Below are 15,438 nucleotides of genomic sequence, written 5' to 3'. Positions count from 1 at the left end.
AATCCATGGACCCGCCATGTTTTGGACCCAAGTGACGGCCTAGACCCAGGGCATGGATTGTTGCGTTGCAGCACCGAACTTCGGGCGTAACGTGGAAGCTGCGGGGAAGTTGCGCGTGGACATTGCCACCAGCGAGGCGCCGGTCGGGCGGATGGGCGACAATGTCCCGCTCCCCGACTCTCGCCCGCGCCCCCGCCCGCTGCTGCTGCGCTGGGGCAAGCATCTCCGCGGCACCTGCGATCGATTGATCGCCACCTCCTCGCTGGTGCCCAACACGCCGGTGCTCGACATGCGCGCCTTTCCCTGGACCGCGGCGCTGCGGGCAGACTGGGAAGCGATCCGCGACGAGGCGATCGCGGCGATCGGCACCCAGCCGGGGGCGCCGTCGCTCGCCGCCATTTCCCCCGATCACCGCGCGATCGCGCCGCTCGGCAAATGGCGCAGCCTGTTCCTGTGCGGTTATGGCTACCGGGTCGACGAGAACCTCGCGCGCTGCCCGCATACCTCGCGGCTGATCGAGCAGGTGCCCGGGCTCAACAGCGCGATGTTCTCGATCCTCGCGCCGGGCACCCACATCCCGACGCATCGCGGCGTCACCAAGGGGCTGATCACCTGCCATCTGGGACTGGTGGTGCCGCGCGACGGCGACGTGCGGATGCGGATCGGCAGCCGCACCGTCCGCTGGGCCGAGGGCGAGACGCTGGTATTCGACGACACCTATGATCATGAGGTGTGGAACGACAGCGCGCATACCCGCATCGTGCTGCTGATCCAGTTCCGCCGCCCCTTGCGCAATCCCGGCCGCTGGATCGCCGACACGCTGCTCGGCGTGCTGCGTCGCTCGGCGTTCGTGCAGGAAGCTCGGGCGAACCTGCGGCGGTGGCATCGCGGCGAGATCGCGGCAGACGCCTGAGCGTTGTCGGTACCGTTGCAGGCGGCTAAGCCAAGTCCATGCCACGCCCCTTCCATCTCGCCTTCCCGGTCCACGACCTCGCCGCCGCACGCGCCTTTTACGGCGAACTGCTCGGCTGCCCCGAGGGGCGCTCCTCCGACCATTGGATCGACTTCGATCTTTTCGGTCACCAGATCGTCGCGCATCTCGATCCCGCCGCGAAGCCGGTCGCGACGACCAATCCGGTCGACAGCCATGACGTGCCGGTGCCGCATTTCGGCGTGGTACTGGCGATGGACGACTGGCACGCCCTCGCCGCGAGGCTGGAAGCCACCGGGGTCGCCTTCGGCATCGCGCCGCATATCCGCTTCCAGGGCCAGGTGGGCGAGCAGGCGACGATGTTCTTCCGCGACCCCAGCGGGAACGCGCTGGAATTCAAGGCGTTCGCCGATGACGCCATGGTATTCGCAAAATGATTCCGCAGACGATCAGCGTCGACATTCCGCACCAACTCGGCCGCGAGGGCGCCCGCGCACGGATCGATTCGAAGATCGGCCGGCTCGCCGACAAGATCCCCGGCGGCGCCACCGTCGAGCATCGCTGGGAAGGCGACAGCCTGCACTTCACCGTCGCGGCGATGGGCCAGCAGGTGGTCAGCCGGCTCGACGTGCAGGACGCGCAGGTCCATGCCGAGATCGCGCTGCCCGGCATGCTCGCATTGTTCGCCGGCAAGGTCCGCGAGATGCTGGCGAAGGAAGGCCCCCGACTGCTCGCCTGAGGGCCTTGCGGGTCAGCGGCCCGCGCTCACCCGCCACACGGTGTTGCCGACATCGTCCGCCACGAGCAGCGCGCCGCCCGCGCCGGTGATCACCGCGACGGGGCGGCCCTGCGCCTCACCCTTGGCGTTGAGGAAGCCGGTCAGCACGTCCTGGAGCTTGGCGCCCTTGGCGGGGAAGCCATTGTCGCCGAACGGCACGAACACGACCTTGTAGCCCGACGGCGGCTGGCGGTTCCACGAGCCGTGCAAGCCGACGAACGCGCCATTGGCGTAGGCGCCGCCCAGCCGCGCGCCATCGGCGAAGGTCAGCCCCAGCGGCGCGGTGTGGGCGCCGAGCGCAAAGTCCGGACGGCGGACATATTCGCGCAGGTCCGGGCGGCCCGGCTCCACCCGCTTGTCCTCATACCCGCCCCAATATTGCCAGGGCCAGCCGAAGAAGCCGCCGAGATCGACCCGGCTCATATAGTCCGGCGGCATGTCCGAGCCGAGCATGTCGCGCTCGTTGACCACTGCCCAGAGCGCCTGGGTCTTGGGCTCGAACGCCATGCCGTTGGCGTTGCGGATACCCCAGGCGAAGATGCGGCTGGTCTTGGTCGCGGGATCGACCTCGAGGATCACCGCGCGGTTGGTCGGCTGCGCAGCGGCGGCGGCCAGCTGCGCAGGGCTTTCGGCGGTGTAGATCGGGCCCTCCGCCTCCAGCCCGTCCTCGGCAATGTTCGAGGCCGAGCCGATGCTGACATAGAGGTGCTTGCCGTCGAGCGACGCCACCACGTTGCGCGCCCAGTGATTGCCGCCGCCGGGCAGCGACAGGATCTTCTCGGGCCTGGCGGTGATCTTGGTCTGCCCCTCCAGATAGGGATAGCGGACCAGCGAATCGGTGTTGGCGACGTACAGCGCGCCGTTCACCAGAGTCATGCCGCTCGGCGAGTTGAGCCCGGTGAGGAACACGGTGCGAATGTCCGCGACGCCGTCGCCGTTGCTGTCGCGCAGCAGGGTGATGCGATTGGCCGAGGCACCGCCCGCGCCCGCCTTGTCCATCAGGATGCCCATCACCCAGCCGGTGATCCCGCCCTTGTCGCGCGGCGGCGAGTTGCTTTCCGCCACCAAGATGTCGCCATTGGGCAGCTGGTACAGCCAGCGCGGATGGTCGAGCTTTTCGGCGAAGGCCTGTACCTTCAGGCCCGCCGCCGCCTTCGGCGTCGCCCCCGCCGGCCAGCCGACCGCCTTGGCGACGCCAATCGTTGGGATACTCTGGTAGCGCGGTTCGCTGATCTCCGGCGCGCGACCGGTCACGGCGATCTCGGGAAGCGTGGCGATGTCCGGACGGCTGAGCCAGTACCAGGCGGCACCACCGGCGACGATCAGAAGGGCGAGGGCGATCAGGAGGCGCTTGAGCATGCCGCCAGCGATAGGGGGCAGCACGCGTGAATCCAATGCGATTCTGCGGGCGGTGCTTGACTTCGCTTCGCGCCAAGCAAGAGTATCGGCTCACCTGTTCCGGGGGGATCGGCCCGAATGCGGTTCTGGTTGCGTGCGTCTGCCGTGATGCTGGCCTTGTCCAGCGCCTCTCCCGCCTTTGCGCAGCAACAGCCGCCCGAGCATCGCACCGAATGGCCTGGGCTCGTTTCCGGCGACGACGGCATCGATGGGCTGGAGAGCGGCCCGGAGCTGCAGCGCGGCCGGGAGCCCCGGGCGATGCTGGCGGACCAGCGCCGGCTGCACACCGCGCTTGCCGCCCTCCAGCCCGAGCGCAAGAATGTGGTCGACGCCTATGTGCTGAGCGTCGCGCTCGACAGCGATCCGGTGTTCGCCCGCGAGGCGCGCGAGAGCGGACGCGTGCTCACCCGCCGCTATGATGCCGAGGGGCGGACGCTGGTGCTGGCGGGAGCCGACGGGCGCGGCGGCGCGATCCTCCCCGCCGGCAGCCTCACCGCGCTGACGCTGGCGCTCGCCCGCGTCGCCGAGCTGATGGACCGCAACCAGGACGTGCTGGTCCTCTACGTCACGGCGCATGGCGCCCCCGATGCGGGAATCGCCTATCATGACGGCGACCAGGGCTTCGGCGTGCTGCCGCCGAAGCGGCTCGCCGAACTGCTCGACGGGCTCGGCATCCGCAACCGGCTGCTGCTGGTCTCCGCCTGCTATTCGGGCACCTTCGTCAAGCGGCTGATGAGCGACACCACCGCGATCCTCACCGCCGCCTCGGCGACGCGCTCGTCCTTCGGCTGCCGCGCCGAGAATGACTGGACCTTTTTCGGCGACGCGCTGGTCAACCATGCGCTGCGCAAACCCCAGCCGCTCGCCGACGCGGCTTCGGAGGCGCGCAAGACGATCATCGGCTGGGAGCGCGCGGGCCGGCTCGATCCGTCGATGCCGCAGGTGACGATCGGCGAGGGCGTGGGCGCATGGCTGGCACCGCTGGAGGCGCGGATGCCGCAGACGGCCACGGCACCGGTGGGCGCACCGGCAACGGATGCGCTGAAACCTTGAACCTTACCCCCCTCCCGCAAGCGGGAGGGGGAGTTGGGAATAGCGGAACTCCCCTGCCCCTCGCCGGTTGGCGGCGGATGTCCGATTCCCAGAGCCCGCTTCAGCGCTACCCGCTGCTCGCCACCCCGCATCTGCGGCTGCAGGGCACCGTAGATGACGCGATGTACCAAAGCTTCCGCGACCAGCTGCTGGCGGCACCGAGCGACGGCCCGCTGGTGATCGCGCTCTCCACGCTCGGCGGCGATCCCGAAGTCGCGCGGCTCATGGCCGACGAGCTCCGGCTGCTCCGCGAGGCGACGGGGCGCGAACTGCTGTTCCTCGGCAAGGTCGCAGTCTATTCCGCCGGCGCCACCTTCATGTCGGGATTCCCGGCCGACAAGCGCTTCCTCACCCGCGGCACGCGGCTGATGCTGCACGAGCGGCAGATGCATTCCAGCATCGACCTGTCCGGTCCGCTGCGGATGCTGCCGGCGATCCTCAAGGCCAAACTGAATGAAATCGAGCATTCGATCGCGATCGAGGAAGAGGGCTTCCGCGCCCTCGTCGCTGGCTCGCGCGTCGATTTCGAGGAGCTGCGCCGCCGCGCGCCCTATAACTGGTATATCGAGGCCGAAGAGGCGCGCGATCTGGGGCTTGTGCTCGACGTGATCTGAGGGGCGCGGCCCAAAGGGCACTTGCGCTGCGGATGCGAAAGGCATAGCTCGCCCCCCAAAGACGCGTCGCGCCGAAGCGAAAGAGGAAGTTTCAGGAATGGCCGAATTCCGCCTGCCCAAGAACAGCCGTATCACCAAGGGCCAGGAGCACAAGGCGAGCCCCGGAGCCACGCGGGTGAAGAAGTTCAAGATCTATCGCTACGATCCCGATTCGGGCGAGAACCCGCGCTACGACACGTTCGAGGTAGACCTCGACGATTGCGGCCCGATGGTCCTCGACGCGCTGATCAAGATCAAGGGCGAGCAGGATTCGTCGCTGACCTTCCGCCGCTCGTGCCGCGAGGGCATTTGCGGCTCCTGCTCGATGAACATCGGCGGCAAGAACGGCCTCGCCTGCACGACGGCGATCGAGGACATCAAGGGCGAGGTGCAGATCACCCCGCTGCCGCACATGGACGTGATCAAGGACCTGGTCCCCGATTTCACGCACTTCTACGCGCAGTACGCCTCGATCAAGCCGTGGCTGCAGACCGTCACCACCACGCCTTCGGGCAAGGAGCGGCTGCAGAGCCCCAAGGACCGCGAGAAGCTCGACGGCCTGTACGAGTGCATCCTGTGCGCCTGCTGCTCGACCTCGTGCCCGAGCTACTGGTGGAACAGCGACAAGTTCCTCGGCCCGGCGATCCTGCTCCAGGCCTATCGCTGGCTCGCCGACTCGCGCGACGAGATGACCGGCGAGCGCCTCGACCAGCTCGAGGATCCGTTCCGCCTGTATCGCTGCCACACGATCATGAACTGCGCGAACGCCTGCCCCAAGGGCCTGAACCCGGCCAAGGCGATCGCCGAAGTGAAGAAGATGGCGGCAGAGCGCGTCCTCTGAACGCCGTTTCTTCACGATTTTGAGAGATACCGAGCTGCCTGGCCTTCCCGCCCGGCAGCTCGTTTTCGTTGGTAGACCTGCCCCATGACCCGCGTTTTCGATCGCTACCGCGCCCTCGTCGCCGCCGGCGAGCTTCGCCCCGATCGCGAGCAGGAGGCCGCCGCCGCCCGGCTGGATGCGCTGGCGCAGGAGTTGCAGGCTGCGCCGCGCAAGGGCAGCGTGCTGTGGAAGCTCACCGGTCGAAAGCCGGCGGTGCCGCAGGGCTTGTACCTGTGGGGCGGGGTCGGGCGCGGCAAGTCGATGTTGATGGACCTGTTCTTCGACAGCCTCGACATCCGCCGGAAGCGCCGCGTCCACTTCCACGAATTCATGCTCGAAGTGCACGAGCGGCTCAACGTCGAGCGCCAGAGAGATACCGCCGATCCGGTGGTCGCGGTCGCCGATGCGCTGGCCAGCGACACGCGGCTGCTCGCCTTCGACGAGCTGGTGGTGAACAACCCGCCCGATGCGATGATCCTCTCGCGGCTGTTCACCGCGATGATGGCGCATGGCCTCACCGTGGTCGCCACCTCCAACCGGCCGCCCAAGGATCTCTACAAGGACGGGCTCAACCGCCAGCTGTTCCTGCCCTTCATCGACCTGATCGGCGAGCGGATGGACGTGCTCGCGCTCAACGGCCCGGTCGACTATCGCCGCGATCGGCTGGGCAGCGTCGACACCTGGCTCGTGCCCAATGGCCCTGAGGCGACCGCGACGCTCTCCGCCGCCTTTTTCCGGCTCACCGACTATCCGGTGGAGGACCGCGCCCGCGTCCCCACCTGCGAGGTGCCGATCCCCGGGGGGCGCGAGATCCTGGTTCCCAAATGCGTGAAGGGCGTCGCGGTCTTCTCGTTCAAGCGGCTGTGCGGCGAGGCGCGGGGCGCCCCCGACTATCTCGCCATCGCGCGGCGCTTCCACACCGTCATCCTCGTCGGCATCCCCAAGCTGGGCCCGGAGAATCGCAACGAGGCGGCGCGCTTCGTCACGCTGGTCGATGCGCTGTACGAGCACAAGGTCAAGCTGCTCGCCGCTGCCGATGCGGTGCCCGAGCATCTCTACGAAAGCGGCGACGGCCGCTTCGAGTTCGACCGCACCGTTTCGCGCCTGCTCGAGATGCAATCCGACGACTATCTCGCCAAGGGCCACGGAGCAGATTGATCAGACCACGTTGTAAGTCCAACTCCGCGCTTCTAAAATGCCCTTGGGCTCCGGGATTTCCCGGAGGAACAGGGAGACAATCATGCGGCCTTTGCGCCTGCTCGCGGCCATGGGGCTCGCGGTTCTCGGAATATCCTCGGCCTGGGCGCAGCCCGTGCTCGTCGCGGCGGACATGCGCCAGCAGCAAAGCCTCGACGGCCCGTGGCACTGGTCGATCGACCCGTATCGCGACGGCCTCGCGGGCTTCCACGGTGAACCCCCGAACGCGCGCACCAACCGCGCCGCCGACGTGATCGCTGCCGACGTGATGCAGGCCAAGCCGCGCACCTTCTTCGAACAAGACATGCAGCTATCGCCGGTGGTGAGCCTGCCCGGCTCGTGGATCGGCCATTCGCCCGAGATGCGGCTGTATCAGGGGCTGGTCTGGTACCAGCGCGAATTCCCCGCGACGGCGCCCAAGCCCGGGACCCGCGTGTTCCTGCGCATCGGCGCGGCCGAATATCGCTCGTACGTGTATCTCAACGGCAAGCCGCTGGGCGAGCATCGCGGCGGCTATACCCCCTTCGCCTTCGAGGTGACCAAGCTGCTGCGGCCGGGTCGCAACCAGATCACCATCGGCGTCGATTCGGTGCGCACCGCCAATGACGTGCCGCCGCCGGTGACCGACTGGGAGACCTATGGCGGCATCACCCGCAGCATCACGCTGGTGACGGTGCCCGACACCTATGTCGACGATGCGTTCGTGCGCCTGACGCCCGACGGCAGCCATATCGCCGTGTCGGTGAAACTCGAAGGGCCGAAGGCGGCGAACACCGCCCTCAAGTTCCGCATCCCGACGCTGGGCGCGACGCTCGACGGCAAGACCGATGACGCGGGCAAGTGGGAAGCGACGCTGCCGGTGCCGCGCAATCTCGTCCGCTGGTCGCCCGAGAACCCCAAGCTCTATGACATCAGCATCGATGCCGGCGCCGATCATTTCGCCGACCGGATGGGCTTCCGCACGATCGCGGTGAAGGGCACCGACATCCTGCTCAACGGCAAGCCGATCTTCCTGCGCGGAATCTCGATGCACGAGGAAGAGCTGGGTGCCAACCCGGTGCGCGCGATGACGCCCGCCGCCGCCCGCGCGCTGCTGAGCGAGATCAAATATGGCCTGCACGGCAATTTCGTGCGCCTCGCCCACTATCCGCACAGCGAACTGACCACCCGCCTCGCCGACGAGATGGGCCTGCTCGTGTGGAGCGAGATCCCGCTCTACTGGCTGGTCAACTGGAACAACCCGGATACGCTGGCCGATGCCCGCCGCATCCTCGCCGAGAATATCCGCCGCGATCGCAACCGCTCGTCGATCGTGCTGTGGAGCGTTGCCAACGAAACGCCCACCAACGATGCGCGCAATGCCTTCCTGCGCACGATGATCGGCGATGTCCGCAGCCTCGATTCGAGTCGCCTCGTAACCGCCGCGCTGCTCAGCGGACGCGAGGGCAACAAGATCATGAAGATCGACGATCCGCTCGCCGCCGATCTCGATGTCATGGCGATCAACACCTATAATGGCTGGTACACCGACGACGCGCTCGAGGACCTCGCCAGCCAGGAATGGCGCGGGCCGGCGAACAAGCCGCTGATCTTCTCCGAATTCGGGGCGGACGCGCGCGCCGGCTACCACGATCCGGTCGCCAGCCCGCACAAGTACAGCGAGGAATATCAGGCGGACTATTACCGCGCGACGCTCGCCATGGCCGCCAAGGTGCCGTTCCTGCGCGGGATGAGCCCCTGGATCCTCAAGGACTTCCGCTCGCCGCGGCGCCAGCACCCGATCTACCAGCAGGGCTGGAACCGTAAGGGGCTGATCTCCGAGACCGGCGAACACAAGCTCGCCTTCGACGTGCTCGCCAGCGACTATGCCAAGCGCGAGGCGGCCGACTCGGCCAAGCGCTGAGTTGTTCGGGCTGGGGCGGGCAGGACCTGCCCCAGCCTGATCTCCAACCTTCCCGCGATCAGGCGCGCGGGTGTGCGGCGCGGTAGACGTCGAGCAGATGCGCCGCATCGACCCCGGTATAGACCTGGGTCGAACTCAGGCTCGCATGGCCGAGCAGTTCCTGCAGCGCGCGCAGATCCGCGCCCCGCCCCAGCAGATGCGTCGCAAAACTGTGGCGCAGCGCGTGCGGGGTGGTGCGATCGGACAGCCCCAGGCTGGTCCGCGCCGAGCGCACCGCCTTGCGGATCGCCCCCGGCGGCAGCGGCCCACCCTTGGCACCGCGGAACAGCGGCAGGTCGCGCGCGGTGCCCCAGGGGCAGACTTCGACATAGGCTTCGATCGCAGTGCGGACCTCCGGCAGCAGCGGCACGTCACGCGTCTTGTCGCGCTTGCCGGTGACGCGCAGCGTCGCTCCGAGCGGCAAGGCCGCGCCGGTCAGCGCGACCGCCTCGCCGATGCGCAGGCCCGCGCCGTAGAGCAGCAACAACACCGCCCAGTCGCGCGCGGCGATCCAGGGTTCGCTCGCCTCGTCCGACGCCCATTCGGCAAGCGCGACGGCTTCGTGCGGGGCAATGGGGCGCGGCAGGCCCTTCTTCACCTTGGGGCCGCGCAGGCGGGGCAGCTGGGCATCGTCGCCCCCGGCGAACTTCAGGAAGGCGCGGACCGCGGAAAGCTCGCGCGCGGCAGAGGCATTGGACAGCCCCTCGCCGCGGCGATGCGCGAGATAGGCGCGGAGGTCCGCGGCGCCCACGTTGGCGAGCCCGTCCTGCGCGACCGGACCGCCCCAATGCTGCTGGAGAAAGCCGAGCAGGCGGATCGCGGTCGCCTCATAGGCGCGGATCGTGTGCACCGAGCGCCGCCGGTCGCGGCCGAGATGCTCGGCGAAGCGGCGCGGGAGGGGCAGGTCGGTCATGGTGCTGCCCGGCGCTCGCTCCCTGCGCACCCCTCCCGCTCGCGGGAGGGGACGGGGGAGAGGAAGGCCGCAGCGGAGTCCGAAACTTCCACGTCAGTCCCTCCCCTAACCCCTCCCGCGAGCGGGAGGGGGATTTGCGCGTCAAATCAGCGTCAGCCGATCGTCTGGCCGGTCTTGGCCCAATCGGCCATGAACGACTCGATGCCCTTGTCGGTCAGTGGGTGCTTGACCAGCTGCTTGATCACCGCCGGCGGGGCGGTCATCACGTCGGCGCCGATCTTGGCGGCCTGCAGCACGTGGATCGGATGGCGGACGCTGGCGACCAGGATCTCGGTGCCGAAATCGTAATTGTCGTAGATCAGGCGGATGTCTTCGATCAGGTCCATGCCGTCGAAGCCGATATCGTCGTGCCGGCCGACAAAGGGCGAGATGAAGGTGGCGCCCGCCTTGGCGGCGAGCAGCGCCTGGTTGGCCGAGAAGCAGAGCGTCACGTTGACCATCGTGCCATCGTCGGTCAGGGCCTTGCACGCCTTGAGACCGTCGATCGTCAACGGCAGCTTGACCGCGACATTGTCAGCGATCTTGCGGACGATCTCCGCCTCGCGCATCATGCCCTCGAAATCGAGCGCGACGACCTCGGCCGAGACCGGGCCTTCGACGATCTCGCAGATCTCCGCCACCACTTCGAGGAAGTTGCGGCCCGACTTGGCGATCAGCGACGGGTTGGTGGTGACGCCGTCGAGCAGCCCGGCATCGGCCAGGTCGCGGATGTCGTCGATGATGGCGGTGTCGGCGAAGAACTTCATGGCAGAACCTTCCACTGGAGTGTCGCCGCCCGCCTAGCCGACGCGGCCGCGCCGGGCAAACCCCTGCGACGGGTTGCCGTAGACCAGCATCAGCTTCACCTGCGGCTTCTGCAGCTTGCCGATGGAGACGCGGTAGGTGCCGGGTTCGAGGCGGTAATAGACGATCTTTGCGATCTTCGCGCATGTGACACCCGGCGCGCGGGCGGCCATGCGCAAGGGGCGGCCGGTTCCCCTGGCCACGTCGATCCAGGCCGGTTGATCCGCCGCGATGCCGAAGGTGCCGGCCTTGCGGATCGTCACCTGCGTTTCCGCCACGCCGTTCTTCGCAAGGATCGTCGTGGCGTGGCGGGTATCGAGCCCATCGGCGCTGCGTTCCCAGCCCGACAGGGATCGCGGAAGCTCGGCGCATTGCGGCACCGTCATGGCCAGTCCAGCTATCAGTATCAGCATCGCCGACTCCCCTGTTCAGCGAGTCGCCGTTCTATATTCGTTCCAGCCACAGAACAAGCCGATTCAATTCGGCACCAGCATCAGCTTGGCCTTGGGCTGGGCAAGACCGCTGGCGAACGCGCGGTACGTTCCCGGCGCCAGTTCGAACCGCACGATCTTGCGGATCGTCGAGCAATCGGGCCCGTGCCCATGCGCCACCGAGGTGAGCGGCGCGCCGCCCGCGGCGCCGGGCAGCACGTCGATCCAGCCCGGTTGGTCGAGCGCGATGCCATAGGTGCCCGCCTTGGCGATGCGGAACTCGATCATCGCCGCGCGCCCCGGCTTGGCGCTCTTGGGCAGGCCCTTGAGCGTCGACGCGTCGACCGTCGCCAGCGACACCGCCTTGTCCGCCACCATCTCGTCGCCGGGCGTGCTCCAGCCCGCGAGCGCCACCGGCAGGCTGGCGTCGGGCGCCTTGCACGCGGTGGTCGCCTGGGCGGGCACGGTCTGGGCGAGCAGCAGGGCGAGCAACAGCATCGGCGGGTCTCCTCACGCGACCAACCGGCGATACGGGATTCCCGTTCCGCCGAAAATGCCCATATGAGGGGCCGATCATGTCCCGCGCGCGCATTCTCGTCCTCCATCCGGCTCTGGGGCCGCTCGACTATCGCGTGCCGCACGGCATGGCGGTCGAGCCCGGCAGCATCGTCATCGTGCCGATCGGCCCGCGCCAGTTCGCCGGCGTCGTCTGGGAGCCCGAACGCCTGCCCACCGAGGAGATCGGCGACAACCGCCTCCGCGCCATCCTCGCCGTCGCCGACGCCCCCCCGATCCCCGCCCCCGTCCGGCGGCTGATCGAGTGGACCGCGGATTACTATCTCGCCCCGCCCTCCTCGGTGCTGGCGATGACCCTGCGCACCTCGGCCGCGTTCGAGGCGGCGCCGACGATCACCGAATATCGCGCGACCGGCCAGGTTCCCGATCGCCTGACCCCGCAGCGCGCCCAGGCGCTGGAGCGGATCGGCGAGCGCCAGGGTCTGGTCCGCGAGCTCGCCGCGATCGCCGAGGTCTCCGACGCGGTGATCCGCGGGCTGGTGAAGACCGGCGCGATCGAGGCGGTGACGGTCGACACCCAGGCGCCCTACCCGCTCCCCGACCCGGCTTTCGCGCCCCCCGAGCTGAACCCCGCCCAGGCGGCGGTGGCGAGCGGCCTGCGTACCGCGGTGGAGACCGCCGCGTTTCAGCCGTTCCTGCTCGACGGCGTCACCGGATCAGGCAAGACCGAAGTCTATTTCGAGGCGGTCGCCGAGGCGATCGCGGCTGGCAAGCAGACCCTCGTGCTGCTCCCCGAAATCGCGCTCACCGAACCTTTCCTCACCCGCTTCGCCCGCCGCTTCGGTTGCGAGCCGGTCGCCTGGCACTCCGGCCTGCGCAGTTCCGAGCGCCGTCGCGCCTGGCGCGCGATCGCCGGGGGCGAGGCGCTGGTGACGGTAGGCGCGCGCTCGGCCTTGTTCCTGCCCTATCCCAAGCTCGGCCTGATCGTGGTCGACGAGGCGCACGAGACCAGCTTCAAGCAGGAAGAGGGCGTGCATTACCATGCCCGCGACGTGGCGGTGATGCGCGGCATGTTCGAGCGCTGCCCGGTCGTCCTCGCTTCCGCCACCCCGGCGATCGAGACCAGGCACCAGGTCGAGGTCGGCCGCTATGCCGAATTGAAGCTGCCCGGTCGCTACGGCGCCGCCGAGCTGCCCAGGATCGAGGCGATCGACCTGATCCGCGAGCCGCCGGAACGCGGCCGCTGGCTCGCCCCCCGGCTAGTCGCGGCGATCGACGAGACGCTGAAGCGCGGCGAACAGTCGCTCCTGTTCCTCAACCGGCGCGGCTATGCGCCGCTGACGCTCTGCCGCCATTGCGGCCACCGCTTCCAGTGCCCGAACTGCACGGCGTGGATGGTCGAGCACCGGCTGCTCCACCGCCTCTCCTGCCACCATTGCGGCCACACCATGCCAACGCCGAGCATGTGCCCCGAGTGCAAGTCCGACGACACGTTGGTCGCCTGCGGCCCCGGCGTCGAGCGGATCGCCGACGAGGTCGCGGCGCTGTGGCCCGAGGCGCGCACCGCCATCGTCACCTCGGACACGCTGTGGTCCCCGGCCAAGGCGGCCGAGTTCGTGGCGCGGATGGAGCATGGCGCGATCGACATCGTCGTCGGCACCCAGCTGGTCACCAAGGGCTATCACTTCCCCAACCTGACCTTGGTCGGCGTGGTCGATGCCGATCTCGGGCTCGACGGCGGCGACCTGCGCGCATCCGAGCGCACCTTCCAGCAGATCATGCAGGTGTCGGGCCGGGCCGGGCGCGGCGAGAAGCCGGGCACGGTGTTTATCCAGACGCACGCCCCCGAGGCGCAGGTGATGCAGGCGCTGGTCTCGGGCGATGCCGAGGCCTTCTACGCCGCCGAGACCGAGGCGCGGCGCGAGGCCGATGCACCGCCCTTCGGCCGCTATGCGGCGATCATCGTCTCCTCGGAGGACAAGGCCGCGGCGGAGGAAACCGCGCGGATGATCGGCCGATCGGCGCCCGAGCTTGCCGAGATGCACGTCTACGGCCCCGCGCCTGCCCCGCTGGCGATGCTGCGCGGGCGGCATCGATTCCGCCTGCTCGTCCACGCCAAGCGCAGCTTCGACGTGCAGGACGTGATCCGCGACTGGCTGGGCGGGCTGAGCTGGAGCCCCCGGGTGCGGGTGGCGGTGGACGTGGATCCCTACAGCTTCGTCTGATCCCGCCGATTCGGTTTGCCATCCCCCCGCCGCACGATATCGTGGCGGCTGGGGGCGACGGAGGAGCCGTGGATGCGGTGCTTGGCCTTGCTGGCGTTGTTCCTGGCGGTTCTCGCCGCGCGACCGGCGCATGCCGACTGGCGGGTCGCCGAGACGGCGCATTTCATCGTCTATGCCAACGCGTCCGAAGCGGCGCTGCGCCGCAACGCCGAGCGGCTGGAGAAGTTCGACAAGGCACTGCGCGTCTCGCGCGGGATCCTGGAACCGTCGCTGGGCAAGGCGGGGCGGCTGACGGTCTATTTCGTCGGCAGCAAGCATCGCGTCGCCGCCCTTGCCGGCACCGCCAATGTCGCCGGCTTCTACATTCCGCGCGCCGGGGCCTCGGTGGCATTCGTGCCGGACGATCTTTTCGGCGACGGGCCGCTCGCGCTCGGTTCGCAGCAGGTGCTGCAGCATGAATATGCCCATCATTTCATGGCCACCACCTGGCCAAATGCGGCCTTCCCGTCCTGGGTGTCCGAAGGCTGGGCCGAGTTTCACGCCACCGCCAGCTTCGATCGCGAGGGCAACCTGCAGTTCGGCGGGGCTCCGCTCTATCGCGCCCATGGCTTGCTGACCGGCAATCCGCTGCCGATCCAGCAGATCCTCGCCGGCGCGGCGGGCAAGCTGCGCGCGGACCAGCGCGACGCGCTTTATGGGCGCGGCTGGGCGCTGGTCCATTACCTGACCTTCGCGCCGAGCCGCAAAGGCCAGCTGAGTGCCTATCTCGACGCGATCACCAAGGAACGGAAATCGCCCGAAGCGGCTGCGGCCGCGTTCGGCGATCTCGGCGCGCTGAACAAGGAACTGGGGCGCTTCCTCCAGCAGCCGAAGATCACCGGCTTCCGCATCCGGGCGGAAAACCTCGCCATCCCGCCCGTGACGCTCCGACTGCTGCGGCCGGGCGAAGCCGCAATCCTGCCGTTGCGGATCCGATCCGATGCGGGTGTGGACGAAAAGACCGCGCCGGGCGTCTATGCGGAGGCGAAGAAGATCGCGACGCGCTTCCCCGACGATCCCGCGGTCCAGCGCGCGCTGGCCGAGGCTGCCTATGACGCAGGCGACTATGCCGCCGCGCTCGCCGCCGCCGATCGCGCCATCGCCGCAGACCCGAAGCTGGTCGAGGCGCATTGCTACCGCGCGATGGCGCAGATGGCCCTCGCCGCGGCTGCGAAGGACGACAAGCCCGAGACCTGGACCGCGATCCGCCAGACGATCGGCCGCGCCAACCGGCTCAATACCGAGGATCCGCGCCCGCTGATCCTGTTCTACCGCAGCTATGCCGAGCGCCGCCAGTGGCCGCCGCAGATCGCGCGCGACGGCCTGATGCATGCCTATGCCCTGGCGCCGCAGGATCGGGGCTTGCGGATGCAGGTCGCCGGTATGCTGGTCGGCGAGAAGAAGCTGGCCGAGGCGCGGGCGATGCTGCTGGTGCTCACCTATGATCCGCACGCCTCCGGCATCGGCGCGGCTGCCTCCAAGATGATCGACACGATCGACGCGCAGACGAAGGCCGGTGCGGCGCCTGCGTCCGCCCCCTCGCCATCGCCCACCCCTACCCGCACGAATTAGCAGCGCTGGTGCCGCCCCGCTTGAACCT

Annotated in this window: 15 protein-coding genes; 10 read left to right on the top strand and 5 right to left on the bottom strand. The window is 68.7% G+C overall.

Going from position 1 to position 15,438, the window contains the following annotated elements; genetic code table 11:
• Nucleotides 1-115 precede the first annotated feature (115 nt).
• The 3 genes from CA234_RS00220 to CA234_RS00210 are packed head-to-tail and all read left to right on the top strand — an operon-like array spanning nucleotide 116 to nucleotide 1,670.
• Nucleotides 116-913, top strand: a complete 798-nt coding sequence (locus CA234_RS00220; protein ID WP_206431062.1) for an aspartyl/asparaginyl beta-hydroxylase domain-containing protein — start codon at nucleotides 116-118, stop codon at nucleotides 911-913.
• Nucleotides 914-951: 38 nt separating this feature from the next.
• Complete coding sequence (locus tag CA234_RS00215; protein WP_125977790.1) at nucleotides 952-1,368, top strand: VOC family protein; 417 nt, start codon at nucleotides 952-954, stop codon at nucleotides 1,366-1,368.
• Entirely contained in the window at nucleotides 1,365-1,670 is a 306-nt protein-coding gene (locus CA234_RS00210) for a polyhydroxyalkanoic acid system family protein (RefSeq protein ID WP_206431061.1), read from the top strand. Before CA234_RS00215 ends, CA234_RS00210 begins: the two co-directional genes overlap by 4 nt.
• A gap of 12 nt (nucleotides 1,671-1,682) precedes the next feature.
• Here the strand turns inward: CA234_RS00210 and CA234_RS00205 are convergent, their stop codons facing one another.
• Nucleotides 1,683-3,068, bottom strand: a complete 1,386-nt coding sequence (locus tag CA234_RS00205) for a sorbosone dehydrogenase family protein (protein WP_126000604.1) — start codon at nucleotides 3,066-3,068, stop codon at nucleotides 1,683-1,685.
• A gap of 117 nt (nucleotides 3,069-3,185) precedes the next feature.
• On the opposite strand from CA234_RS00205, the gene CA234_RS00200 reads away from it, so the two are divergent.
• The 5 genes from CA234_RS00200 to CA234_RS00180 all read left to right on the top strand — a co-directional run bounded on the left by CA234_RS00200 (nucleotide 3,186) and on the right by CA234_RS00180 (nucleotide 8,832).
• Nucleotides 3,186-4,160: a C13 family peptidase gene (locus CA234_RS00200; protein WP_126000603.1), complete on the top strand. Its 975-nt coding sequence runs from the start codon at nucleotides 3,186-3,188 to the stop codon at nucleotides 4,158-4,160.
• 77 nt (nucleotides 4,161-4,237) lie between these two features.
• Nucleotides 4,238-4,813 carry an ATP-dependent Clp protease proteolytic subunit gene (locus CA234_RS00195; RefSeq protein WP_126000602.1) on the top strand — a complete coding sequence of 192 codons (576 nt, stop codon included), beginning with the start codon at nucleotides 4,238-4,240 and terminating at the stop codon, nucleotides 4,811-4,813.
• 97 nt (nucleotides 4,814-4,910) lie between these two features.
• Nucleotides 4,911-5,693: a succinate dehydrogenase iron-sulfur subunit gene (locus tag CA234_RS00190; RefSeq protein WP_126000601.1), complete on the top strand. Its 783-nt coding sequence runs from the start codon at nucleotides 4,911-4,913 to the stop codon at nucleotides 5,691-5,693.
• Between the two features lie 84 nt (nucleotides 5,694-5,777).
• Complete coding sequence (gene zapE, locus CA234_RS00185; protein WP_126000600.1) at nucleotides 5,778-6,890, top strand: cell division protein ZapE; 1,113 nt, start codon at nucleotides 5,778-5,780, stop codon at nucleotides 6,888-6,890.
• 82 nt (nucleotides 6,891-6,972) lie between these two features.
• Complete coding sequence (locus tag CA234_RS00180; RefSeq protein WP_241213111.1) at nucleotides 6,973-8,832, top strand: glycoside hydrolase family 2 TIM barrel-domain containing protein; 1,860 nt, start codon at nucleotides 6,973-6,975, stop codon at nucleotides 8,830-8,832.
• A 58-nt stretch (nucleotides 8,833-8,890) separates the two neighbouring features.
• Here the strand turns inward: CA234_RS00180 and CA234_RS00175 are convergent, their stop codons facing one another.
• The 4 genes from CA234_RS00175 to CA234_RS00160 all read right to left on the bottom strand — a co-directional run bounded on the left by CA234_RS00175 (nucleotide 8,891) and on the right by CA234_RS00160 (nucleotide 11,556).
• Nucleotides 8,891-9,784, bottom strand: a complete 894-nt coding sequence (locus tag CA234_RS00175; RefSeq protein ID WP_126000599.1) for a tyrosine recombinase XerC — start codon at nucleotides 9,782-9,784, stop codon at nucleotides 8,891-8,893.
• Nucleotides 9,785-9,936: 152 nt separating this feature from the next.
• Nucleotides 9,937-10,590 (bottom strand): fructose-6-phosphate aldolase, encoded by a 654-nt coding sequence (fsa, locus tag CA234_RS00170; RefSeq protein ID WP_125977806.1) that lies wholly within the window; start codon nucleotides 10,588-10,590, stop codon nucleotides 9,937-9,939.
• 33 nt (nucleotides 10,591-10,623) lie between these two features.
• Nucleotides 10,624-11,040, bottom strand: a complete 417-nt coding sequence (locus CA234_RS00165) for a hypothetical protein (RefSeq protein WP_125977808.1) — start codon at nucleotides 11,038-11,040, stop codon at nucleotides 10,624-10,626.
• A 63-nt stretch (nucleotides 11,041-11,103) separates the two neighbouring features.
• On the bottom strand, nucleotides 11,104-11,556 hold the full coding sequence (locus tag CA234_RS00160; RefSeq protein ID WP_126000598.1) for a hypothetical protein: 453 nt from the start codon (nucleotides 11,554-11,556) through the stop codon (nucleotides 11,104-11,106).
• A gap of 77 nt (nucleotides 11,557-11,633) precedes the next feature.
• Between CA234_RS00160 and CA234_RS00155 the strand changes: the two genes are divergently transcribed.
• A complete protein-coding gene (locus CA234_RS00155; RefSeq protein ID WP_126000597.1) occupies nucleotides 11,634-13,799 on the top strand; it encodes a primosomal protein N' in 2,166 nt (721 codons plus the stop codon).
• Nucleotides 13,800-13,871: 72 nt separating this feature from the next.
• A complete protein-coding gene (locus tag CA234_RS00150; RefSeq protein ID WP_126000596.1) occupies nucleotides 13,872-15,410 on the top strand; it encodes a hypothetical protein in 1,539 nt (512 codons plus the stop codon).
• Nucleotides 15,411-15,438: the final 28 nt, after the last annotated feature.

The organism is Sphingomonas sp. ABOLE, assembly GCF_003950455.1.
GTDB lineage: Bacteria > Pseudomonadota > Alphaproteobacteria > Sphingomonadales > Sphingomonadaceae > Sphingomonas > Sphingomonas trueperi.
The sequence above is the reverse complement of the archived record's forward strand: the minus strand, read 5'-3'. Positions and strand labels throughout refer to the sequence as shown.